The organism is Denitratisoma oestradiolicum (genome assembly GCF_902813185.1).
Classification (GTDB): domain Bacteria; phylum Pseudomonadota; class Gammaproteobacteria; order Burkholderiales; family Rhodocyclaceae; genus Denitratisoma; species Denitratisoma oestradiolicum.
This window is the reverse complement of the sequence record NZ_LR778301.1, coordinates 708,418-730,482: the sequence shown is the minus strand read 5'-3', so window position 1 is coordinate 730,482 and position 22,065 is coordinate 708,418. Positions and strand designations below refer to the sequence as shown.

25 protein-coding genes and 1 tRNA gene are annotated in these 22,065 nt (G+C 61.2%); 7 read left to right on the top strand and 19 right to left on the bottom strand.

Going from position 1 to position 22,065, the window contains the following annotated elements:
- Positions 1 to 7: 7 nt before the first annotated feature.
- The 4 genes from aroC to fdxA form a co-directional block, all read right to left on the bottom strand.
- Positions 8 to 1,099 carry a chorismate synthase gene (gene aroC, locus DENOEST_RS03480; RefSeq protein ID WP_145770018.1) on the bottom strand — a complete coding sequence of 364 codons (1,092 nt, stop codon included), beginning with the start codon at positions 1,097 to 1,099 and terminating at the stop codon, positions 8 to 10.
- A gap of 75 nt (positions 1,100 to 1,174) precedes the next feature.
- Positions 1,175 to 2,836 (bottom strand): AMP-binding protein, encoded by a 1,662-nt coding sequence (locus DENOEST_RS03475; RefSeq protein WP_145770017.1) that lies wholly within the window; start codon positions 2,834 to 2,836, stop codon positions 1,175 to 1,177.
- A gap of 13 nt (positions 2,837 to 2,849) precedes the next feature.
- On the bottom strand, positions 2,850 to 3,305 hold the full coding sequence (locus tag DENOEST_RS03470; RefSeq protein WP_145770016.1) for a CBS domain-containing protein: 456 nt from the start codon (positions 3,303 to 3,305) through the stop codon (positions 2,850 to 2,852).
- A 94-nt stretch (positions 3,306 to 3,399) separates the two neighbouring features.
- A complete protein-coding gene (gene fdxA, locus DENOEST_RS03465; RefSeq protein WP_145770015.1) occupies positions 3,400 to 3,723 on the bottom strand; it encodes a ferredoxin FdxA in 324 nt (107 codons plus the stop codon).
- A 193-nt stretch (positions 3,724 to 3,916) separates the two neighbouring features.
- Here fdxA and trxA point away from each other — a divergent pair, with 193 nt between their 5' ends.
- The 4 genes from trxA (at position 3,917) to DENOEST_RS03445 (ending at position 7,645) form a co-directional block, all read left to right on the top strand.
- Positions 3,917 to 4,243 carry a thioredoxin TrxA gene (trxA, locus tag DENOEST_RS03460; RefSeq protein WP_145770014.1) on the top strand — a complete coding sequence of 109 codons (327 nt, stop codon included), beginning with the start codon at positions 3,917 to 3,919 and terminating at the stop codon, positions 4,241 to 4,243.
- A 168-nt stretch (positions 4,244 to 4,411) separates the two neighbouring features.
- The gene (gene rho / locus DENOEST_RS03455; protein ID WP_145770013.1) at positions 4,412 to 5,671 is read left to right on the top strand and encodes a transcription termination factor Rho; all 1,260 of its coding nucleotides are present in this window, start codon (positions 4,412 to 4,414) and stop codon (positions 5,669 to 5,671) included.
- Between the two features lie 106 nt (positions 5,672 to 5,777).
- The gene (gene rpmE, locus DENOEST_RS03450; RefSeq protein WP_145770012.1) at positions 5,778 to 5,990 is read left to right on the top strand and encodes a 50S ribosomal protein L31; all 213 of its coding nucleotides are present in this window, start codon (positions 5,778 to 5,780) and stop codon (positions 5,988 to 5,990) included.
- A gap of 65 nt (positions 5,991 to 6,055) precedes the next feature.
- On the top strand, positions 6,056 to 7,645 hold the full coding sequence (locus DENOEST_RS03445; protein WP_145770011.1) for an ArnT family glycosyltransferase: 1,590 nt from the start codon (positions 6,056 to 6,058) through the stop codon (positions 7,643 to 7,645).
- On the opposite strand, the gene orn is transcribed toward DENOEST_RS03445, so the two are convergent.
- Positions 7,646 to 8,191, bottom strand: a complete 546-nt coding sequence (gene orn, locus DENOEST_RS03440) for an oligoribonuclease (RefSeq protein ID WP_145770010.1) — start codon at positions 8,189 to 8,191, stop codon at positions 7,646 to 7,648.
- A gap of 44 nt (positions 8,192 to 8,235) precedes the next feature.
- Between orn and DENOEST_RS03435 the strand changes: the two genes are divergently transcribed.
- Together DENOEST_RS03435 and rsgA are read left to right on the top strand one after the other, a co-directional pair.
- Entirely contained in the window at positions 8,236 to 9,489 is a 1,254-nt protein-coding gene (locus DENOEST_RS03435; RefSeq protein ID WP_145770009.1) for a M48 family metallopeptidase, read from the top strand.
- A complete protein-coding gene (rsgA, locus tag DENOEST_RS03430) occupies positions 9,486 to 10,346 on the top strand; it encodes a ribosome small subunit-dependent GTPase A (RefSeq protein ID WP_197970502.1) in 861 nt (286 codons plus the stop codon). The genes DENOEST_RS03435 and rsgA overlap by 4 nt, the downstream gene beginning before the upstream one ends.
- 90 nt (positions 10,347 to 10,436) lie before the next feature.
- Here rsgA and DENOEST_RS03425 read toward each other — a convergent pair whose 3' ends face one another.
- The 3 genes from DENOEST_RS03425 to DENOEST_RS03415 form a co-directional block, all read right to left on the bottom strand.
- A complete protein-coding gene (locus tag DENOEST_RS03425) occupies positions 10,437 to 11,624 on the bottom strand; it encodes an acetyl-CoA C-acyltransferase family protein (RefSeq protein ID WP_145770008.1) in 1,188 nt (395 codons plus the stop codon).
- 89 nt (positions 11,625 to 11,713) lie between these two features.
- Positions 11,714 to 12,646: a CobD/CbiB family protein gene (locus tag DENOEST_RS03420; protein WP_232096429.1), complete on the bottom strand. Its 933-nt coding sequence runs from the start codon at positions 12,644 to 12,646 to the stop codon at positions 11,714 to 11,716.
- Positions 12,643 to 13,242 (bottom strand): CoA pyrophosphatase, encoded by a 600-nt coding sequence (locus DENOEST_RS03415; protein WP_145770007.1) that lies wholly within the window; start codon positions 13,240 to 13,242, stop codon positions 12,643 to 12,645. Before DENOEST_RS03415 ends, DENOEST_RS03420 begins: the two co-directional genes overlap by 4 nt.
- Between DENOEST_RS03415 and DENOEST_RS03410 the strand changes: the two genes are divergently transcribed.
- Complete coding sequence (locus DENOEST_RS03410) at positions 13,191 to 14,015, top strand: type 1 glutamine amidotransferase (protein WP_332068213.1); 825 nt, start codon at positions 13,191 to 13,193, stop codon at positions 14,013 to 14,015. The genes DENOEST_RS03415 and DENOEST_RS03410 overlap by 52 nt on opposite strands.
- A 9-nt stretch (positions 14,016 to 14,024) precedes the next feature.
- On the opposite strand, the gene DENOEST_RS03405 is transcribed toward DENOEST_RS03410, so the two are convergent.
- From DENOEST_RS03405 to rfbB, 11 genes are all read right to left on the bottom strand, one after another.
- Positions 14,025 to 14,519 (bottom strand): YajQ family cyclic di-GMP-binding protein, encoded by a 495-nt coding sequence (locus DENOEST_RS03405; protein WP_145770005.1) that lies wholly within the window; start codon positions 14,517 to 14,519, stop codon positions 14,025 to 14,027.
- Positions 14,520 to 14,540: 21 nt separating this feature from the next.
- Entirely contained in the window at positions 14,541 to 14,855 is a 315-nt protein-coding gene (gene ppnP / locus DENOEST_RS03400) for a pyrimidine/purine nucleoside phosphorylase (protein WP_145770004.1), read from the bottom strand.
- Between the two features lies 1 nt (position 14,856).
- Positions 14,857 to 15,066, bottom strand: coding sequence for a DUF2788 domain-containing protein (locus tag DENOEST_RS03395; RefSeq protein WP_145770003.1), 210 nt, complete (start codon positions 15,064 to 15,066; stop codon positions 14,857 to 14,859).
- Positions 15,067 to 15,084: 18 nt separating this feature from the next.
- Positions 15,085 to 16,314 (bottom strand): argininosuccinate synthase, encoded by a 1,230-nt coding sequence (locus tag DENOEST_RS03390; protein ID WP_145770002.1) that lies wholly within the window; start codon positions 16,312 to 16,314, stop codon positions 15,085 to 15,087.
- A 25-nt stretch (positions 16,315 to 16,339) separates the two neighbouring features.
- A complete protein-coding gene (argF, locus tag DENOEST_RS03385) occupies positions 16,340 to 17,257 on the bottom strand; it encodes an ornithine carbamoyltransferase (RefSeq protein ID WP_145770001.1) in 918 nt (305 codons plus the stop codon).
- Positions 17,258 to 17,259: 2 nt separating this feature from the next.
- Positions 17,260 to 18,432 (bottom strand): aspartate aminotransferase family protein, encoded by a 1,173-nt coding sequence (locus DENOEST_RS03380; protein ID WP_145770000.1) that lies wholly within the window; start codon positions 18,430 to 18,432, stop codon positions 17,260 to 17,262.
- Between the two features lie 154 nt (positions 18,433 to 18,586).
- Positions 18,587 to 18,662 (bottom strand) — tRNA-Thr (locus DENOEST_RS03375).
- A gap of 12 nt (positions 18,663 to 18,674) precedes the next feature.
- Positions 18,675 to 19,535, bottom strand: a complete 861-nt coding sequence (gene rfbD, locus DENOEST_RS03370) for a dTDP-4-dehydrorhamnose reductase (protein ID WP_145769999.1) — start codon at positions 19,533 to 19,535, stop codon at positions 18,675 to 18,677.
- Complete coding sequence (rfbC, locus tag DENOEST_RS03365; RefSeq protein WP_145769998.1) at positions 19,532 to 20,074, bottom strand: dTDP-4-dehydrorhamnose 3,5-epimerase; 543 nt, start codon at positions 20,072 to 20,074, stop codon at positions 19,532 to 19,534. The genes rfbD and rfbC overlap by 4 nt, the downstream gene beginning before the upstream one ends.
- Positions 20,074 to 20,958, bottom strand: coding sequence for a glucose-1-phosphate thymidylyltransferase RfbA (gene rfbA / locus DENOEST_RS03360; RefSeq protein WP_145769997.1), 885 nt, complete (start codon positions 20,956 to 20,958; stop codon positions 20,074 to 20,076). Before rfbA ends, rfbC begins: the two co-directional genes overlap by 1 nt.
- Positions 20,955 to 22,022: a dTDP-glucose 4,6-dehydratase gene (gene rfbB, locus DENOEST_RS03355; protein WP_145769996.1), complete on the bottom strand. Its 1,068-nt coding sequence runs from the start codon at positions 22,020 to 22,022 to the stop codon at positions 20,955 to 20,957. Before rfbB ends, rfbA begins: the two co-directional genes overlap by 4 nt.
- Positions 22,023 to 22,065: the final 43 nt, after the last annotated feature.

Sequence of the window (22,065 nt, the reverse complement as noted above, 5' to 3'; positions counted from 1 at the left end):
CCTTGAATCAACCTGAAATTTTTGGCGTGCTACAAACCACATCGGCGCACTGGGCACGATGTCGCAGGGCGGCGTCAATCAGCACCAGGGCCAGCATGGCCTCGGCAATGGGCGTGGCACGGATGCCCACGCAGGGATCGTGGCGCCCGTGAGTCTCCATCGGAGACGGATGCCCTTGCAGATCGATGGATCGGCGCGGCAACCGGATGCTGGAAGTAGGCTTGATGGCAATGCTGACGGTAATGTCCTGGCCTGAGGAAATCCCTCCCAGCACGCCCCCCGCGTTATTGCCGACAAAACCCTCTGGCGTCAGCTCATCCCCATGTTCCGACCCTCGCTGGGTAACCGCTGCGAAGCCGGCCCCGACCTCCACACCCTTGACCGCATTGATGCCCATCATGGCGTAGGCGATGGATGCATCGAGCCGATCGAACACCGGATCGCCCCAGCCCACCGGCACGTGTTCAGCCACCACATTGATCCGGGCGCCGATGGAATCCCCCGCCTTGCGCAACTGATCCATGAAGGATTCCAGTTGCGGCAGGATTTCGGCGTTGGGGGAGAAAAAGGGATTGGTCGCCACCATGTCCCAACTCACAAAGGGAATCTCGATCGGTCCCAACTGGCTCATATAGCCCCGCACCAGCACGCCATAGCGTTGGCGCAGCCATTTCTTGGCGATGGCACCGGCCGCAACACGGGTCGCGGTTTCCCGTGCGCTGGAACGCCCGCCGCCACGATAGTCGCGGATACCGTATTTCTGCCAGTAGGTATAGTCGGCATGACCAGGACGGAAGGATTGGGCGATATTGCCGTAGTCTTTGCTACGCTGGTCCTGATTGCGGATCAACAGCGCGATCGGGGTTCCGGTGGTCTGGCCTTCGAACACGCCGGAGAGAATTTCCACCGTATCCGGCTCCCGCCGCTGGGTGACGTGGCGGGATGTGCCAGGCTTGCGCCGGTCCAGTTCGTTCTGGATATCGGCCTCGCTCAGTTCCAGACCTGGCGGACAGCCGTCCACCACACAACCAATGGCCGGCCCATGGGATTCACCAAAAGAGGACACGCGGAAAAGCGTGCCGAAGCTGCTGCCGGACATGATTTCTGGAAAGGGAACAGAAGGGCCTCGATTTTACACCAGCCTCGGCCCCCGCCCCGGTCTCCCCGTGGAGACTCAAACCGTGGTCTTCAGCGCCCGCCGCAAAATCTTGCCCACATTGGTCTTGGGCAGATCATTACGAAACTCCACAAGGCGAGGCACCTTGTAGCCCGTCAGGCTCTCCCGGCAATGGGCGATCAGCGCTTCGGCAGTGAGATCAGGGGAGCGACGTACCACAAAGATTTTCACGGCCTCGCCGGAATGCTCGTCCGGCACGCCCACCGCGGCCACTTCCAGCACACCGGGATGGGAGGAGACCACCGCCTCCACCTCGTTGGGGAAAACCTTGAAGCCGGAAACCAGGATCACGTCCTTCATCCGATCCACCAGACGGACAAAACCCTTCTCGTCCATGACCACCATATCGCCGGTACGCAGAAAACCATCGGAGGTCATCACGGCGACCGTCTCATCCGGACGGTTCCAGTAGCCCTTCATCACCTGGGGCCCGCGCACACAGAGCTCCCCCGGCTCGCCGATGGGAAGCTCCACTCCATTGCCATCCCTGACCGAGATCTCGGTGGAGGGCAGGGGCAGGCCGATGGCACCGTTGAATGCCTCCAGATCCAGGGGATTGATGGTTACTGCCGGCGATGCCTCGGTCAGGCCATAGGCCTCGATCAGGGGCCGGCCGGTCACGGCCTTCCAGCGCTCGGCCACCGGCTTCTGGACCGCCATGCCCCCCCCCAGGGAGATGGTGAGGGCGCTAAAGTCGATACGATCGAACCCCGGGGCCGCCAGCAAAGCATTGAATAGCGTATTGACACCGGTGATCGCGGTAAATCGGTAACGCCCCAACTCCTTGACGAATCCCGGAATATCACGGGGATTGACGATCAGCAGGTTGGCTGCGCCAATCTTAAAGAACGTCAGACAGTTCGCGGTCAGGGCAAATACATGGTAGAGCGGCAGGGCCGTCACCACCAGCTCACCGCCTTCCCGCAGAAAGGGACCGATCCAGGCATGGGCCTGTTGCAGATTGGCCACCATGTTGCCGTGACTCAGCATGGCGCCCTTCGAGACCCCTGTGGTACCCCCGGTGTACTGCAGGAAAGCCAGATCGTCCGCCTCCAGTTGCACTGGTGAGAAACCGGCTGCAGCCCCCTGCTCCAGGGCTTGTGTCAAAGGGACATGGGGCAGTGACCAAGCAGGAACCATCTTCTTGACATGGCAGACAACAAAGTTAACCAGCCCGCCCTTGAGGGTTCCGAGGAAGTCCCCCATTCGGGTCACCACCACATGCCTGACCTGGGTCCTGGGCAACACGCGCTGCACCACATGAGCGAAGTTTTCCAGAACAACAATCACCTCGGCCCCCGAATCTGCCAACTGGTGTTCCAGCTCTGGCGCGGTATACAGGGGATTGCAATTCACTACCACACAGCCGGCGCGCAGGGCGCCGAACAGACAGACCGGATACTGCAACAGGTTGGGCATCATCAGCGCCACCCGGGCGCCCTTGCCGACCTTCGCCACGTTTTTCAGCCAGGCGGCGAAGTCCGCGGAGCGGCGATCCAGTTCTCCATAGCTCATGGACCGCCCCATACTGATAAATGCGGTCCTTGCGGAAAAACGGGAGACGCTGGCCGAAAACAAATCGGCCAGCGACGTATAAGTCGAGACATCCACCTCGGCACTGATGCCCGAGGGATAGCTCTGAAGCCAGATTTTCTCCATGGAGAAGGCCTGACTAACTGCGAGCGGGTTGCTCTTCCTCGGGCCAGTCCCTGATGTAGGCCTTGAGCATGCGATTTTCGAAGCTCTGTTCCTCAAGCACCGCCCTGGCCACATCATGAAAGGAGATTACCCCCAGCAAGGTCCCTTCCTCCATCACTGGAAGATAACGCATGTGATGATCCACCATGATGCGGCGCAGCTCATCCACCTCCACATCCGGATTAGCCACCAGGGGTTCACGCACCATCACCTTGTCGACCCCGAGGTTCTCCCAGGCGGCACCATGGGCACGAATGGCCTTGAGCACTTCACGGAAGGTCAGCATGCCAACCATGCGCCCCCCCTCGAAGCACACTAAGGACCCCACGTCTTGTTCCGTCATGACGGCGATGGCCTCGGCCAGTGTCTTTCCGGGAGAAATGGTATAGAGCACTGCACCTTTGATGGCCAGAATTTCCCTGACTTGCATATCCGTCCCTCCTCGTTATATTGAGCTACGCTGGTTTCATGTTAGCCGAAGGCGCGGCCCATGATAAGCCTAGTCCTGCGACGATCGAAGACGCTCAGCGTTCCAGATGTTGGAGCTTGTCCTTGACGTCGCGCCATTCGTCCGCATCTACCGGCGGGGCCTTGCTCTCGATAATGGGCTTCCACTGCTTGGCCAACTCTGCGTTCAGCGCGATGAAGTGGTGCTGGCTTGCTACCACATCATCCTCTGCGAAAATCGCCTCCGCCGGGCACTCGGCCACACAGAGGGTGCAATCGATACATTCATCAGGATCGATCACCAGGAAATTGGGCCCCTCTCGAAAGCAATCCACGGGACAAACATCCACGCAGTCGGTGTATTTGCAGCGAATGCAGGACTCGGTCACCACATAGGTCATGATGGGCCACCCCAGTTCTGTTGGAATCCCGATTCTACTGCCGCCTATTCAAGCCTTGCCACCGCCCGCCGGTTTTTTGCTAATCTACTGCCGTAAGAAGAGGTCGTCCAACGGCACCAATGCATGCAGACCAGCCCTCGGGATGCGACCTACCGGGTCGATGCCAGGTCCGCAGATCAAACAAGAGGATTTCATGAGCGAACATATTCATCACGTCACTGACGCAACTTTCAAGAGCGAGGTTCTTGACTCCCCGATTCCGGTCCTGGTGGATTACTGGGCCGAATGGTGCGGTCCCTGCAAGATGATCGCCCCGATTCTCGATGAAGTGGCACGGGAATACGCCGGCCGTATCAAGGTCGCCAAGCTCAACATCGATGACAACCCCAAGACCCCGGGCGAATTCGGCATCCGCGGCATTCCAACGCTGATCCTATTCAAGGGCGGCAATGCCGACGCCACCAAGGTAGGGGCCCTCTCCAAATCTCAGCTCGTTGCCTTCATTGACAGCAATCTGTAATACCGCTACAGTCCGCCCGGACACGCACGGCACCCAGCCCCACCTCTAAAGCCGTCCTGCGTTTCCGGGCTTGTCTTTCCCAAGACATCCGGCTTTCCCGCCCCATCCCACTTAGTACCTCCCACGGCAGCGTTCGCAGCCGTTCCCTTCCCACAGGTTCTACCCATCATGCATCTTTCGGAGCTCAAAGCCCTCCACGTCAGCCAATTGCTGGAGATGGCCAATGCCAACCAGATCGAGGCCGCAAACCGTCTGCGCAAGCACGAACTGATTTTCGCTATTCTCAAGAACCAAGCCAAGCAGGGCGAATGCATTCACGGCGACGGTGTGCTTGAAATCCTGCCTGACGGCTTCGGCTTCCTGCGCTCGCCGGACACCTCCTACCTGGCCAACACCGACGACATCTACGTCTCTCCCTCCCAGATTCGCCGCTTCAACCTGCATACCGGCGATACCATCGAAGGGGAGGTTCGCACTCCGAAAGATGGCGAACGCTACTTCGCCATGGTCAAGTTGGACACCATCAACGGCCAACCCCCGGAAGCGTGCAAGAACAAGATCCTGTTTGAAAACCTGACTCCGCTCCACCCCACCGAGCACCTCAAGCTGGAGCGGGACATCAAGGCCGAAGAGAACACCACCAGCCGGGTGGTGGATATCATCGCCCCCATTGGCAAGGGACAACGGGGTCTGCTGGTGGCCTCCCCAAAGTCGGGCAAGACGGTCATGATGCAGCACATCGCCCACGCCATCACTGCCAATCACCCCGATGTCTCTCTGATCGTACTGCTGATCGACGAGCGTCCCGAGGAAGTGACGGAAATGACCCGTACCGTGCGTGGTGAAGTGGTCGCCTCCACCTTCGACGAACCCGCCACCCGCCACGTTCAGGTCGCCGAGATGGTGATCGAGAAGGCCAAGCGTCTCACCGAGCACAAGAAAGACGTAGTGATCCTGCTGGACTCCATCACCCGCCTGGCCCGGGCCTACAACACCGTGCAGCCGGCCTCCGGCAAGGTGCTGACCGGTGGCGTGGACGCCAACGCCTTGCAAAAACCCAAGCGTTTTTTTGGCGCAGCCCGCAACCTGGAGGAAGGTGGCAGTCTCACCATCATTGCCACCGCCCTGATCGACACCGGTTCCCGCATGGACGACGTGATCTATGAAGAATTCAAGGGCACCGGCAACATGGAAATCCACCTGGACCGGCGCATGGCGGAGAAACGGGTCTATCCGGCCATCAACGTCAATCGTTCCGGCACCCGCAGAGAGGAGTTACTGCTCAAGCCCGACGTGCTGCAAAAAATGTGGATTTTGCGCAAATTGCTTTACAACATGGACGATCTTGATGCGATGGAATTCCTCCTGGACAAGATCAAGGCCACCAAGAACAACGGGGAATTCTTCGACGCCATGCGGCGGGGCTGAGCAGTCACGCTCCCGTGCAACTTGATCTAAAACGAAATTTCCGGAATAATCGCGCGCTTCCCTGGCTCGCCAAATTCACGGGCCGCTGACATACAAGGACATCATCATGAGAGAAGGCATACACCCGAACTACGTCGAAATCGACGTGACTTGCAGTTGTGGCAGCCAGTTCAAGACCAAATCCACCAGTGGCAAGCCCCTGCACGTCGAAGTCTGCTCATCCTGCCATCCCTTCTGGACCGGCAAGCAGAAGATCATGGACACCGCTGGCCGCGTCGAGCGTTTCCGCCAGAAATATGGCAAGCGTGCTGGCGCCTGATAGCGTCTTGCAGACTAAAAAGGCAGCCACGGCTGCCTTTTTTTGTTTTTGAGCCCATTTTCCTCGTGCCCAAACTCCGTCTCCCCCCCACCGGCGGGTCCCTGCTGCTGCTCTGTGGCGTGTTTCTTCTAGCAGGGCTGATCGGCCACGACCCCTGGAAGGTCGACGATGCCATGCATCTGGGGGTGGCCTACGAATTTGCCACTCAGGGCGACTGGCTGCGGCCCCGCATCGGCCATGACCCCTGGTTTGTCACCCCACCCCTTTACCACTGGATCGCTGGCCTGTTGGGAAGCCTGGGCAAGGACTGGCTGGCCTTTGCCGACGCGGCACGACTGGCCACGGCCCTGTTCGGCGCCCTGCTGCTCTGGGGTCTGGGCCAGGCCGCCCTGGCCCTCCATGGCGACGCGGACAGCCATCGTGGCGCGCCGCTATTGTTGTTGGGCACCCTGGGCCTACTCACGCCCATCCACGACGCCCAACCTGCCATCCTGCTCTTGGCGGCCCAGGCTTTTTTCCTTCACGGCCTGGCCCGAATACCATCGGTACCCCGGTCCGCTGCCCCAATCATGGCCCTGAGTCTGGCAGCCGCACTGCTCAGCGCTGGCACCCTGGCTCTGTTCCTGACCCTCCCCGTCCTGGCCATCAGTCTTGCCCTGGCTCCCTGGCGCAGCCGGATCAGTTTGCTGTTCCTGATCCTGGGCGTTCTCGGTGGCCTGGCACTGGCGGCCCTCTGGCCCATCCTGCTGGCCTGGCAGCAACCGGAACTGTTGCCCCTGCTCTGGAAGGCGGAAGAGGCCCGGCTGACCCTGCGCTTCGGTGCCGCAAGAACCTTAGACCATGTGGCGCTATTGGGCTGGGCGGCCTGGCCTCTGCTGCCTCTGGCCGGCTGGAGCCTTTGGATCAACCGTCGCCAATTGTCCGCACCGGGCCTGCTGCTGCCTCTGGCCGCTACCCTGGCAGCACTGATCACCATAATCCTCTGGGAAGTGCCACGCCCCTTGCAGCACCTGCCCATCTACGTGCCCCTGGCCCTGCTGGCCGTGGCCGGCGTTCCTCGCCTGCGGCGCGGTGCCGCCAACGCGTTCGACTGGTTCGGCATGATGACCTTCACCCTGGTCGGTGGCCTGATCTGGCTGGGCGGTATTGCCATGATCACCGGCGAACCGGCGCGGGTGGCAAAGAATTTCCTCAAGGCCGAGCCGGGTTTCGTCGGCCAATTCAAACTGCTGCCCCTGCTGGCCGCATTGCTGCTGACCGGGCTCTGGCTATGGTCCCTGTTCCGGCTGCCCAAGTCTCCCTGGCGCGCCGTCACCCACTGGGCGATCGGAATGACCCTGACCTGGGGTCTCCTCGCCTGTCTCTGGATGCCCTGGATCGACTACGGCAAAACCTATCGACCAGTCGCCTTGTCCCTGGAGCAGGCGCTTACGGGTAACCGTAAGTGCATCAACGCCCGCAACCTGGGCGACAGCCAGAAGGCGTCCCTGCGCTACTTCATCGGTCTGGCCCCGATCGGGAGGCCAGACTGCCCCTGGTTGCTGACCCAGAGCACGGAACGCAAAGAGCCAGCCCCCGAAGGCTGGCACCTTGTATGGACGGGCCACCGCCCGGGGGACAGGCTGGAAAAGTTGCGTCTCTATCGACGCGACTGACTACAGCTTCAGAAAATGTTCCCGGTAGTATTTGAGTTCCTCGATGGACTCGTAGATATCGGCCAGGGCCTCGTGCTTGCCATGCTTGGTAAGTCCCTTGGCGATCTCGGGTTTCCAGCGTTTACACAATTCCTTGAGCGTGGACACATCCAGGTTGCGGTAGTGAAAATGGGCTTCCAGCTTGGGCATGTAGCGCGCCATGAAGCGACGGTCCTGACAGATGGAGTTACCACACATGGGTGACTTGCCCTGGGGTACATGGCGCTTGAGAAATTCCATGGCCTGGGCTTCCACCTCGGTTTCCGACAGGGCAGAGTTCTTCACCTTGTCGATCAGTCCGGATCGGCCATGGGTTTTCTGGTTCCATTCATCCATGGCCTTGAGGGTTTCCTCGGTCTGGTGCACCACCCAGACGGCACTCTCGGCAATGGTCTCCAGGTTGCTGTTGGTGATGACCATGGCGAGTTCCAGAATCCGGTCTCCCTCGGGATTCAGGCCCGTCATTTCCATGTCCAGCCAGACAAGGCCGTTCTGATCTTGTGCCATAATTTTTCCGCTGCAATCAAAGAGGCAATTCTGTCATAGCTTACATGTCCGCCACCGCCGCCTTCACCCAGATTTTTCTCGCCACCCTCGTCCTCACCACCCTGCTGCGCATCTGGCTCGGCCTGCGCCAGATACGCCATGTGTGCGCCCACCGAGGACAGGTTCCGCCCAGATTCGCCGACGGAATCAGTCTCGAAGAGCACCACAAGGCCGCCGATTACACAATGACCAAGGCCCACCTGAGCCTGTTGGAGGTCCTCCTTGGCATGTTCATGGTGCTGGCCTTTACTCAGGGAGGCCTGCTTCAATATTGCGCCGACCAGATGAACGGCCTGTTTCCTGGTGGTGGTCATGTCCGCGGTCTGGGTCTGTTCGCCCTGGTCGGTCTGATCGGACTGGTGGTGGACCTGCCCTTCGCCTTGTACCGGACCTTTGTGCTGGAAGCCCGTTTCGGTTTCAACAAGACTACGCCCGGCCTGTTTGTTTCCGACCTGATCAAACAGGTGCTGCTGGCTGTCCTGCTGGGAGGGCCGCTACTGCTGGCGGTACTCTGGCTGATGGAACGCATGGGTGCCCACTGGTGGTTCTGGGTCTGGCTGTTCTGGCTGGGCTTCAACCTGCTGATGCTGGCCCTCTATCCCACCCTGATCGCGCCGCTGTTCAACCGGTTTACTCCCCTGACCGACGAGGCCCTGAAGGCCCGCATCGAGGCCCTGTTGCAGCGCTGCGGATTCCGCGCCCGGGGCCTGTTCGTGATGGACGGGTCGAAACGCTCCGCCCACGGCAATGCCTATTTCACCGGGTTTGGCGCCGCCAAGCGCATCGTTTTTTTCGACACCCTGCTGGAGCATCTGACCCCTGCGGAAGTGGAGGCCGTGCTGGCCCACGAACTGGGCCATTTCAAACATCGCCATCTCTGGAAGCGCCTGGGCGCCATGGCTGTCCTGGGCCTGGGATTTCTCTGGCTGCTGGGTCAGTTGATGAGCCGGGACTGGTTCTTCGCCGGACTCGGCGTCAGCCAGCAGGACACCGCCATGGCCCTGCTGTTGTTTTCCCTGGTGCTGCCGGTGTTTTCCTTTCCCCTCTCGCCTCTATTTTCCGCCCTCTCCCGCCGCCACGAATACCAGGCCGATGCCTATGCCGTCGCCCATGCCAGCGGTGCCGACCTGAGCACCGCCCTGGTCAAGCTCTACCGGGACAACGCCTCCACTCTGACCCCGGACCCGATCCACTCCCTGTTTTACGACTCCCACCCACCGGCCAGTCTGCGCATCGCGCGGCTGAGTGCAGCCGAGTGAAGGTGGTCGGCACCATCGTCGCCGCCTTCGGTCGGCATTACGAGATTGAACTGGACCGGGGCGGCCGGCTGACCGGATTCCCCCGGGGCAAGAAAAGCCCCTATGCCTGCGGCGACCGGGTAGAACTGGCCCCCGGTGATGATCAGGCCCAGATCATGGCCCACCTGCCGCGCAGTTCCCTGCTCTATCGCAGCGACGAATACCGGCAGAAACTGATCGCCGCCAACGCGACCCAACTAGTGTTGGTAGTGGCCACCGAACCGGCCTTTTCCGAAGAACTGCTGGACCGCGCCCTGGTAGCGGCCGAGCACGACGAACTTAGCGTGGTGTTCGTGCTCAACAAGTGCGACCTCAAGGACAGGCTACCGGCAGCCCGTGCCGTCCTGGCACCCTATGCGGCCCTGGGCTATCCGGTGGTGGAACTCTGCGCCCTTGATGATGCCAGCGCTCTGCGCCCCCACCTGGCAGGCCATCTGAGCATACTGATGGGCCAATCGGGCATGGGCAAGTCCACCCTGATCAACGCCCTGGTGCCGGGGGCTGCGGCCGCGACCCGGGAAATTTCCGAGGCGTTGGACTCGGGCAAGCACACCACCACCCACGCCCGGCTCTATCGCCTAGACACAGACAGTCGCCTGATCGACAGCCCTGGACTCCAGGAATTCGGTCTCGCCCACCTGGGTCAGCATGAAATTGAGACCGGCTTCCGGGAGTTCCGTCCCTACCTGGGTCTGTGCCGATTCCGAGACTGCCACCACCAGGCCGAACCGGATTGCGCGCTCAAGAATGCAGTGACAGCGGGGGCTATCGCGACACGGCGCATGGGCAGCTTTCTGCGCATCAGCCAACACCGCTGAGAAAACCACCACCAGCACTCTCGCGTCCATGAAAAAAGCGCGGGAATAACCCGCGCTTTCTTTGACCGCCCTTGGGCGAATGAAAGCGAATCAGAGCCGCTCAAACACGCCGGCGATGCCCTGCCCACCACCGATGCACATGGTCACCAGGCCATAACGCTTGCCGGTACGCTGGAGTTCGTAGATGCACTTAATGGTAAGAATCACCCCGGTGGCACCGATGGGATGGCCCAGAGCCACCGCGCCACCATTGGGGTTCACCTTGGCCGGGTCGAAGCCGAGGGCCTTGCTGACACAGAGAGACTGCACGGCAAAGGCTTCGTTGGACTCGATCACATCAATATCATTGACACCCAGACCGGCCCGCTGCAGTGCAAGCTTGACGGCAGGAATCGGGCCTTCACCCATGTAATTGGGATCGACACCGGCGATGCCATAGGAAACCATGCGCGCCAGGGGCTTCAACCCAGCGGCAGCGGCAGCCTGGGCTTCCATCAACACCACAGCGGCAGCACCGTCGTTGATACCGGAAGCATTACCTGCGGTAACCGAGCCGTCCTTCTTAAAGGCGGGTTTGAGCTTGGCCATGCCCTCCAGAGAGGCATCCGCCTTGGGATATTCGTCGGTATCGAACTGCACCATACCCTTGCGAGTTTTGATCTCCACCGGCACGATCTGGGACTTGAAGTGGCCAGCGGCGATGGCAGCCACCGCCTTCTGCTGGCTCTCCAGAGCGAATTGGTCCTGCTCTGCCCTGCTGATGTTCCACTTGGTAGCAAGGTTCTCGGCGGTGATGCCCATGTGATTGGGGCTGAAGGGGTCGGTCAGGGCGCCGACCATCATGTCCACCAGTTGAGCATCTCCCATGCGGGCACCCCAGCGGGCACCGGGCATCAGATAGCCGCCACGACTCATGGACTCGACACCGGCGCCCACAGCCACATCGGTGTCGCCCAGCAGGATCGACTGGGCCGCGCTGACGATGGCCTGGAAGCCGGAGCCGCACAGGCGGTTCAGCGTCAGGGCACAGGACTCAGGGACCAGGCCAGCATTGAGGGCCGCTACCCGAGAAACATACATGTCGCGGCGCTCGCCCTGAACCACATTACCCATCACAAGATGGCCAATCCTGGCCGGATCCACCTGGGCCCGGGCAATGGCCTCCTTGACTACGTGGGCGCCCAGTTCACAGGGCGCAATATCCTTCAGCCCCCCCCCGAAGGAACCAATAGCGGTACGGGCACCGCCGACGACGACGACTTCTCTCTTTTGCGACATGGAAGCAGGCTCCAATAAAAGTGACGGTCAAGAACCTTGCAATGGTAGCACGCAAATTGCTGCTATGCACAATCCGGGAAGGACTGGGCTCAGCTCCCCACCCAACTGGCCACACTGAGCAGAACCAGCAACAGAATGCCCAGTACCAGGGTGCGCCAGACCAGACCGATGGTGCTCTGCAAGAAATCCACGTCGGCTTCTTCACCCAGCCCGAGCTGTGGCCGATCCCCCGACTCAGGACCCTCATCCACCGGCAGCCCCAAGCGTACCCCCAATGCACCTGCACCGCTGGCCAACAATACCCCTGAATTACGCTCCGGCCACCGGTCGGCCTGGGTCCGCCAGCAGTAAAGGGCATCCTCGAAATCCCCCACCACCGCGAAGCCGGCTGCAGAAATCCGGGCCGGTAACCAATCCACCCATGCGAAGGCGCGGCGGGAAAATTCGCCAAAGCGTCCGAACAGGGCTTCATCGCCCCCCCCCCACCGGGTAGAGAAAAACAGCGTCAAGCGATAGAGCAGTGCCCCGGCCGGCCCCAGCAGGGCAAACCAGAACAGGGGGGCATAGACATGCCGATGGGAAGACAGCAGAGCCTGTTCGATGGCAATCCTTGCCACTTCCGTGGAACCGAGGCGGTCACCACTTTGCTGGCGCCACTCGGACAAAAGCCGGCGCGCCCGATCCAGTTCCCCCATGCGCAAGGCCAGATGGATATCGGTGAAGAAATGGCTGAACTGGCGCAGCCCCATGGTCAGGTAAAGCACCAGCACCGAGAGCAGCAGCGCCCCCAGGGGCTCGAACCAAAGGGCTGAAAGATAGAGAATCTCCACAGCCACCACCGGGACCATTACGCCGATCATCCAGGCAACCACGCCTTGACGATATTGGCCGGCATTCAGTTTGCCTTCGAGAAAGTCGGTCCAGGCCGTCAGAGGGCCGGTCACCCAGCGGGCCACCGCCAGCGGGCGGAACTGCTCAATGAACAAGGCGATGAGGGCGGAAAGCAGGGTCACGATGTTCATTCTCCTAGGAGGTGGCGACGCAGATTGACCAGCATTCCAGCCGTCGCCCCCCATATGAAATAGCCTTGCCAAGGCATGGCCCAGAAACTGAAGGTTCGCCCTTCATGTTCGAGGCGCTGCCATTGCCAGTTATCCTTATCCAGCAATACCTGCATAGGGGGCTCGAAGACCTCCGCCACCTCGAAATCATCCAGGCGCAGATTGAGGGGCGGCGTCACCAGCCCGATCACGGGGGTCACACGAAAACCGGTGCCGGTACAGAACTCTGGCAGAGTACCGATCACCTCCACCTGGCCTGGCATGAGGCCCACCTCCTCCTCCGCCTCCCGCAGGGCCGTGTGCACGACATCCCTGTCGCTCGGCTCGGCGCGGCCACCCGGAAAGCTCACCTGCCCGGCATGATCGTTCAGATGGGCAGTCCGCTGGGTCAGCAGTATGGTGATACCACTCTCCCGCAGCACCAGCGGCACCAGCACGGCCGCCGGCGTGCCCCCGCCCGGCGCTAGCTTGAAGCCGTCTGACTCGGGCAGCAGGGTTCGATCCCATGGCCTCGACAGGCGTTCGCGCAACCAGGGCGCCGACCATGGCTGAGTCATCAGATCACCTCGGGGACAACGCTAGAATGGAGCATCTCGTTACTGTGATTCGTTCAGGGACTGAAATGACGACCAAGCCTGTCGCAATTTTCCGCCACAGCCCTGGAGAAGGGGCCGGTTATTTTGCCACATTCCTTGATGCCCACCGGCTTCCCCACGTCCTGATCCCCATTGATGCGGGGGCGTCGGTTCCCAGGGATGTCGATGATTTTTCAGGCTTGTGTTTCATGGGGGGCCCCATGAGTGTCAATGACGACCTGCCCTGGCTCGCTCCATCCTTCGCGCTTATTCGTTTTGCCGTCGCCCGCGGCGTGCCCGTCATCGGTCACTGTCTGGGCGGGCAGATGATGGCCAAGGCCCTGGGCGGCAGCGTCAGCCGCAATGCGGTCAAGGAACTGGGTTGGGGCCGGGTGGAAGTCACCAGCCCGCTGGCGGCGGACTGGCTGGGCGACATCGCAGCCTTCGATGCCTTTCACTGGCATGGTGAAACCTTCAGTCTGCCGCCGGGTGCGACCCGTCTGCTGAAGAGCGCCTACTGCGAAAACCAGGCCTTCGCCCTAGGGCCACACCTGGCGATGCAGTGCCATGTGGAAATGACGGAAGCCATGATCCGTGACTGGAACCACGTCTGGGCGGCGGAGAAAGCAGCGCCCGGTCCATCGGTACAGACGCCGGAGGAAATGTACCCGGGGATGGAGGCCCGCATCAACGCCATGCGCCAGGTCGCCGATCGACTCTACCGCCGCTGGATCGCCGGGTTGAAAGCTGAATAAGCCTTCGCTTCAGTCTCGGAAGTTGCCGTACTGGAGTGGAAAATCGGTGATCGACTTCCGCACCAGGGCGATGGTTTCCTGGAGGAGGTCGCGCTTGGCGCCGGTGACCCGTACCGCATCCCCTTGGATGCTGGCCTGAACCTTGAGTTTGCTGTCCTTGATCAGCTTGACCAGTTGCTTGGCCAGTTCGGACTCGATGCCGACCTTGATCTTGAGTTCCTGCTTGGCCTTGTTGCCGGACACGGACTGCACGGGTCCGGCATCCAGGCGCTTGGTGCTTTCCCGTTCCTTCTTTTCCATCTCGGGGAACAGGATGTCCTTGATCTGATCGAGCTGGAACTCCGAATCGCCGTGGAGGGTGATCGTCTTGTCCTTCTCGTTCAGTTCCACCCGTGCCGAGGTGCCCTTGAAGTCATAGCGGTTGCCGATATGGCGGCCCGCCACATCCACGGCGTTCTTCAGGGCCACCATGTCGGCTTCGGAAGTGATGTCGAAGGAAGGCATGCCTACTCTCCAGGAACGTGATCAGCCAAAATGACAGACATAGTGATAGGGCTCGCCCACCACCTCGATGTCGAAGCTGGAGTTGCCCGGAATGGAAAAACGCTCACCCGCGGGACAGGCCTTCCATTCCGTCTCACCCTTGAGGCGATAGCGGACGGAGCCGGCCACAGTTTCCATGATCTCGGGGGCGCCGGTGTTGAAGGTCAGGCTGGAAGGCAGCACAACGCCCACGCTCTTCTTGGTGCCATCGGCGAACTGGACGGTATGGCTGACGCACTTGCCGTCGAAATAGACATTGGCCTGCTTGACCACTGAAACATTGTCGAATTGAGACACTTCAGATTCCCCAGACTTTTTCGATGATGAACTTGGCAACAAAACCCACCATGCCGAAGGAAAGCACAAAGAACAGCACAAAGGTGCCGGTCTTGCCTGCCCTGGACTTGTAGGCCAGTTCGCCGATGATGAACAACATGTAGAGCATGAAGGCCCCCAGGACGAAAGTCATCCCGAAATGGCTCACTTGCTCTTCCGTCAGACCGAACATGCCGTCGCTCCTCTCCACCTACTTCTTGCGACCCGCCAGATTGGCGGCGATGCGCATGCGCAGGGCATTGAGCTTGATGAAACCGCCGGCATCCTTCTGGTCGTAGGCCCCCGCATCGTCCTCGAAGGTGGCGATGGTGGGGTCGAACAGGGAATCGGTCTTGGAATCCCGGCCCACGACGATCACGTTGCCCTTGTAGAGCTTCAGGCGAACCCAGCCATTGACGCACTGCTGGGTATGGTCGATCAGCACTTGCAGGGCGCGACGCTCCGGACTCCACCAGTAGCCGTTGTAGATCAGGCTGGCATAGCGGGGCATCAGATCGTCCTTGAGATGAGCCACTTCCCGATCCAGCGTGATGGACTCGATGGCGCGGTGGGCCCGCAACAGGATGGTGCCGCCGGGAGTTTCATAGCAGCCCCGTGACTTCATGCCCACGTAACGGTTTTCCACCAGATCCAGGCGGCCGATACCATGCTTGCCCCCCAGTTGGTTCAAGGTGGCCAGCAGGTCGTGGGCGGCCATGGGCTTGCCGTTGATGGAAACCAGATCGCCCTTCTCGAACTCCAGGTCCAGGTATTCGGCGGCATCGGGCGCCTTTTCCGGCGACACGGTCCAGCGCCACATATCCTCTTCCGCCTCGGCGGCGGGATTCTCCAGATGGCGGCCTTCGTAGGAGATATGCAACAGGTTGGCATCCATGGAATAGGGAGAGCCGCCCTGCTTGTGCTTCATCTCGACCGGGATGCCATGCTTCTCGGCATAAGCCAGCAGCTTTTCACGGGACAGCAAGTCCCATTCGCGCCAGGGAGCAATGATCCTGATGCCCGGCTTCAGCGCATAGGCGCCCAGCTCGAAACGCACCTGGTCGTTGCCCTTGCCGGTGGCGCCGTGGGAAATGGCCTCGGCCCCGGTCTGATTGGTGATCTCGATCAGGCGCTTGGCGATCAGGGGGCGGGCAATGGAGGTACCCAGCAGGTACTCGCCCTCATAGACGGTGTTGCAGCGGAACATGGGAAAGACGAAGTCCCGCACGAATTCCTCGCGCAGATCATCGATGAAAATATTCTCCGGCTTGATGCCGAATTGCAGAGCCTTCTGCCGCGCCGGCTCCAGTTCCTCTCCCTGCCCCAGATCGGCGGTGAAGGTCACCACCTCGCATTGATAGGTGTCTTGCAACCACTTCAGGATCACCGAGGTGTCGAGACCGCCCGAATAGGCCAGTACCGCTTTTTTGACTTCGCTCATTGTTGTTTCCGTTTTCCGAATCAGACTACACCCTGCCCAGGAGCAGGAATTCCATCAGGGCCTTCTGGGTATGCAGGCGGTTTTCCGCCTCGTCCCAGACCACGCTCTGGGGCCCGTCAATCACCTCGGCCGCCACTTCCTCACCCCGGTGGGCCGGCAGGCAGTGCATGAATACGGCATCGGGCCGGGCCACCTTCATCATTTCCTCATCCACCTGCCAGTCGGCAAAGTCCCGCAGGCGCTCCTCGTTCTCGGCCTCGAAACCCATGGAGGTCCACACATCGGTGGTCACCAGATCCGCGCCTCTGGCCGCATCCATGGGATCGGCGAACTGCTCGAAATGGTCGTTGCCGTAGAGGCCCGCCCGTTCCGCCTCCACCTCGTAACCGGGAGGTGTGGATACATGGACATTGAAGCCGAAGACCTCGGCCGCCTGCAGCCAGGTATTGCAGACGTTGTTGGAATCGCCGATCCAGGCCACGGTCTTGCCCTGGATGGAACCTCGATGCTCGATGAAGGTATAGATGTCGGCCAGGATCTGACAGGGGTGGTATTCGTTGGTTAGGCCATTGATCACCGGCACCCGGGAATGGCCGGCGAAGCGTTCGATGATTTCCTGCTCGAAGGTGCGGATCATGACGATATCGCTCATCCGGGAAATCACCTGGGCCGCGTCCTCCACAGGCTCGCCCCGGCCCAGCTGGGAATCCCGGGTATTGAGATAAATGGCGGAACCACCCAGTTGCTGCATACCCGCCTCGAAGGAAAGGCGGGTGCGGGTGCTGGCCTTCTCGAAAATCATTACCAGGGAGCGATCCACCAGGGGCCAATACTGGTGGTAGGACTTGAATTGCTGCTTGATCCAGCGGGTGCGCTCGAACAGGTAGTCGAACTCCTCCCGAGAGAAATCCTTGAACTGGAGAAAATGCCGGGGTGCCGTCATGATCAGGCTCCCAGGAAGTCGCGGATCAGGGCCGACAGGCGGCTCACCAGTTCGGTGGCATCCTGATCGCTGAACACCAGGGCAGGCAACAGTCGCACCACTTGGTCGGCGGTCACATTGATCACCAGCCCGGTATCCAGGCCCTGCAGCACCAGGGCGCCGCAGGGACGATCCAGCTCAATGCCAATCATCAGACCATCGCCGCGCACCTCCACGACACCGTTGGTGCCCGTCAAGGCGGCCTGGAGGCCCTCGCGGATGGCGCCTCCCACTTGCCCGGCACGGACCATCAGGCCGTCCTGCTCGATCACCTCCAGGGTGGTCAGAGCCGCCGTGCAGGCCAGGGGGTTGCCGCCGAAGGTGGAGCCATGGTTGCCCGGCTTGAACACCCCGGCCGCCTTGCCGGCCGCCAGACAGGCGCCGATGGGCACGCCGGAACCCAGGCCCTTGGCCAGGGTCATCACGTCGGGACGGAGGGCAGCCCGCTGATGGGCGAACCAGACACCGGTACGGCCGATGCCACACTGCACTTCATCCACCATCAGCAGCCAGTTCTTCTGGTCGCAGATGCGGCGCAGGGCCTGCATGTATTCGACATGGGCCACATTGATGCCACCCTCACCCTGGATCGGTTCGAACAACACTGCCACGACATTGGGATTGTGGGCCGCCACCTGCTCGATAGCCGCCAGATCGTCGAAGGGTACCCGCACGAAACCGGAGACCAGGGGCTCGAAGCCGGCCTGTACCTTGCGGCTGCCGGTGGCCGACAGGGTCGCCAGGGTGCGTCCATGGAAGGCCTGTTCCATCACCACGATGGCCGGCGCATCGATACCCTGCTGATGGCCGTAGAGCCGCGCCAGCTTGATGGCGGCTTCGTTGGCCTCGCAACCGGAATTGCAGAAAAACACCTCGTCCATGCCGGCGATGGTCGCCAGGCGATCGGAGAGTGCCTCCTGCTCAGGCACCCGATACAGGTTGGAAGTATGGATCAGGCGCCCCACCTGCTCGGTCAGTGCCTTCACCAGGCGCGGATGATTGTGTCCCAGAGTATTGACGGCAATGCCGGACAGGGCATCCAGGTAGGACTTCCCCTTCTCGTCAAACAGGCGGCAACCCTGACCGTGGGTGAAGGCCACAGGCAGGCGGGCATAAGTATTCATCAGGTGCGACATGGAAATCTCCACGCCCCATGGGGGCATGCGCGTACCGAAAACCGGCAACTCCAAAAGCACACGGCGGCCTGCGCCGCCGTGCTCACAAGAAGGGAAATGTTACGAGAAACGGACTTGTCCCGTCAAAACCACTCCCATGGGCCGAAAACATCAATGGTGCCCCCGGACGGAATCGAACCGCCGACCTTCGGTTTACAAAACCGTTGCTCTACCAGCTGAGCTACAAGGGCGAGGAGGAGATTTTACACGACATCCTGCGACTCGTCCGCCAGGCACAGGGCCAGACCCTGTTGCCAGGAAGGCAGGGCCAAGCCGATTGCATCCCGCAAGCGCCGGCCGCAGAGCCTTGAGTTCAGGGGCCGTCGGGCCGGCAAGGGATATTCGCTGGAAGGAATATCCCGGACCAGCACCGGGATTCCGCTCAGGCGAAAGATTTCCCGGGCAAAGCCGGCCCAGGAAACCGCATCTTCGCTGCCCAGGTGATACAGCCCTTCGGGCGGTTGCTCCCGGGCCAGGGCCAGGGCGGTGATCTCGGCCACCAGACGGCTCCAGGTGGGCGCACCGACCTGGTCCATGACCACCCGCAACTCAGGCCTCTCCCGGGCCAGCCTGAGCATGGTCAGCAGGAAGTTCCCTCCCCGCAAGCCGTAGATCCAGCTGATGCGAAAAATCAAATGGCGACAGCCCCTCTGGCGAATTGCCTCTTCCCCCGCCAGCTTGCTGCGGCCATAGACGTTGATCGGACAGGGCGGATCATCCTCCGTGTAGGCGCCCGCCTTGCTGCCGTCGAAGACATAGTCGGTGGAATAGTGCACCAGCAGGGCCCCAAGCCGGCGCACCTCCTCCGCCAGGATGCCCGGTGCCGTGGCATTGACGGCAAAGGCCGCTTCCGGCTCGGCTTCGGCCTTATCCACCGCTGTGTAGGCGGCGGCATTGACGACAATATCTGGCTGTACGCGCGCCATCGCCGTCCGGATACTGTCAGGCTGGGTCAGATCGAGTTCACCACGCCCGAAGGCATGAATCTCCCCCAGGGAGGCCAGAGTCCGGGCCAGTTCCCAGCCCACCTGGCCCTGGGCACCGGTCAGAAGGATTTTTTTCATGCATAGACCTCGGCATCGGCCAGGAACTGGCCGGCCTGATCCTTAGCCGCCAGCACCGGCTCTCCCGTCAGAGGCCAGGGAATGGCCAATTGCGGATCATCCCAGCGCAGGCTGCGCTCATGTTCCGGATGCCAGTAGTCCGTGGTCTTGTAGAGAAACTCGGCGTAGTTCGAAGTGACGCAAAAACCATGGGCGAAACCAGGGGGTATCCAAGCCATGCGCTTGTTTTCCGCCGAGAGCATGAAGCCGGACCAGCGCCCGAAGGTAGGCGAGGAACGGCGCAGATCCACGGCCACATCGAAGACCTCGCCCTGGATCACCCGCACCAGCTTGCCCTGGGGATGCTGAATCTGGTAATGCAGGCCCCGCAGCACATTGCGGGCAGAGCGGGAATGATTGTCCTGAACGAAGTCCAGTTCCAGCCCCAGGCCGGCCAGAGTGTTCCGGTTCCAGCTTTCGAAAAAGAAACCCCGCTCATCGCCGAAAACCTTGGGTTCGATCAGCAGAACCTCGGGCAGATCCGTTGCCACCAACCTCATCAGAACACCCGATCCCGCAGCAGACCCAGCAGGTAGTCGCCATAACCGCTCTTGGCCAGGGGTGCCGCCAGTGCTGCCAATCCGTCGTCGTCGATCCAGCCCTGACGCCAAGAGATTTCCTCGGGGCTGGCCACTTTCAGGCCCTGGCGCTTCTCCAGGGTGGCAATGTAATGAGCGGCCTCCAGCAGGGAATCATGGGTCCCGGTATCCAGCCAGGCCATGCCTCGCCCCATGATCTCCACATGAAGGCGGGACTGCTCCAGATAACAGCGATTGACGTCGGTGATCTCCAGTTCCCCCCGGGGCGAGGGCTTCAGGGATGCGGCGATATCCACCACATGACTGTCGTAGAAATAGAGCCCGGTCACGGCATAGCGAGACTTGGGGTGGGCCGGCTTTTCCTCGATGCTGACTGCCCGGCGCTGGGCATCGAACTCCACCACGCCGTAGCGCTCCGGGTCTTGCACCGGGTAAGCGAATACAGTGGCGCCCAGCTCCCTTTCGTTGGCCACCCTTAACTGATGGGCGAACTCGTGGCCGTAGAAAATGTTGTCCCCCAACACCAGGGCCGATGGGCCGCCGGCGAGGAATTCCCGGCCGATGATGAAGGCCTGGGCCAGGCCCTCGGGGCTGGGTTGCACGGCATAACTCAGGTTCAGGCCCCACTGGCTGCCGTCCCCCAGCAACTGGGTAAAGCGCGGCGTATCCTGGGGCGTGGAAATCAGCAGAATGTCCCGTATTCCCGCCAGCATCAGGGTGCACAGGGGATAGTAGATCATCGGCTTGTCATAGACCGGCAACAACTGTTTGGAAATGGACAGGGTGGCCGGATGCAGGCGGGTACCCGCCCCTCCCGCCAGGATGATGCCCTTGCGTGAAGTCATTGTTGTCTCTCGGAATAGTTTTGTTGTACCCAGCGGCGATACTCTCCGCTCTGGACATGGTCCACCCACAGGGGGTTGTCCAGATACCAGGCCACGGTCCTCCGCAAGCCGCTATCGAAGCTTTCCCGGGGCGTCCAGCCCAGCTCACGGCGAATGTAGCCGGCGTCGATGGCATAGCGCTGATCGTGGCCGGGCCGGTCGGCCACGAAGGTTTTCAGTTCGGCATAGCTGCCGACAGCACGGGGACGCAACTCATCGAGCAGGGCACAGAGCCTGTCCACCACGTCCAAATTGGTCCGCTCCGCGTTGCCGCCGATGCAATAGGTGGCACCCGCCTGTCCTCGCTCGAAGACCAGGCGCAAGGCCTGGGCATGATCGTCCACATACAGCCAGTCCCGCACATTGTCGCCCCGGCCATAGATGGGCAGGGGCTTGCCGGCCAGGGCATTGAGCACCATCAGAGGAATCAGCTTCTCGGGAAACTGATAGGGACCGTAGTTGTTGGAACAGTTGGTCACCACCACCGGCAGTCCGTAGGTATGGTGCCAGGCCCGCACCAGATGGTCGGAAGCCGCCTTGGAGGAGGAATAGGGCGAACGGGGATCATAGGCAGTGGTCTCCGCAAAGAAACCCTCGCGCCCCAGGCTGCCGAAGACCTCGTCGGTGGAGACATGATGAAAGCGAAAGCCACCCCGCGCCTCCTCACCGAGACTAGCCCAGTAGGATCGGGCCGCTTCCAGCAACACATAGGTGCCGACGATGTTTGTCTGGACGAACTCCGCCGGCCCCAGGATGGAGCGATCCACATGGGACTCGGCAGCCAGATGAATCACCCCCCGGGGCTGGTAGCGGGCGAACAGCGCATCCATCGCGGCCCGGTCGGCGATATCGGCCTGAACGAACACATGGCGGCCGTCATCTTTCAGTTCCGCCAGGGACTCCAGGTTCCCCGCATAGGTCAGCTTGTCGATATTGACGACTTGCCAGTCGCTTTCAGCCAGCAGCAAGCGGACGAGAGCGGAGCCAATAAAGCCGGCGCCGCCGGTTACGAACAATGTTTGCATGATTTTCCAACAGAGTTTCTAACGCGCATGGTCGCCAGGACCG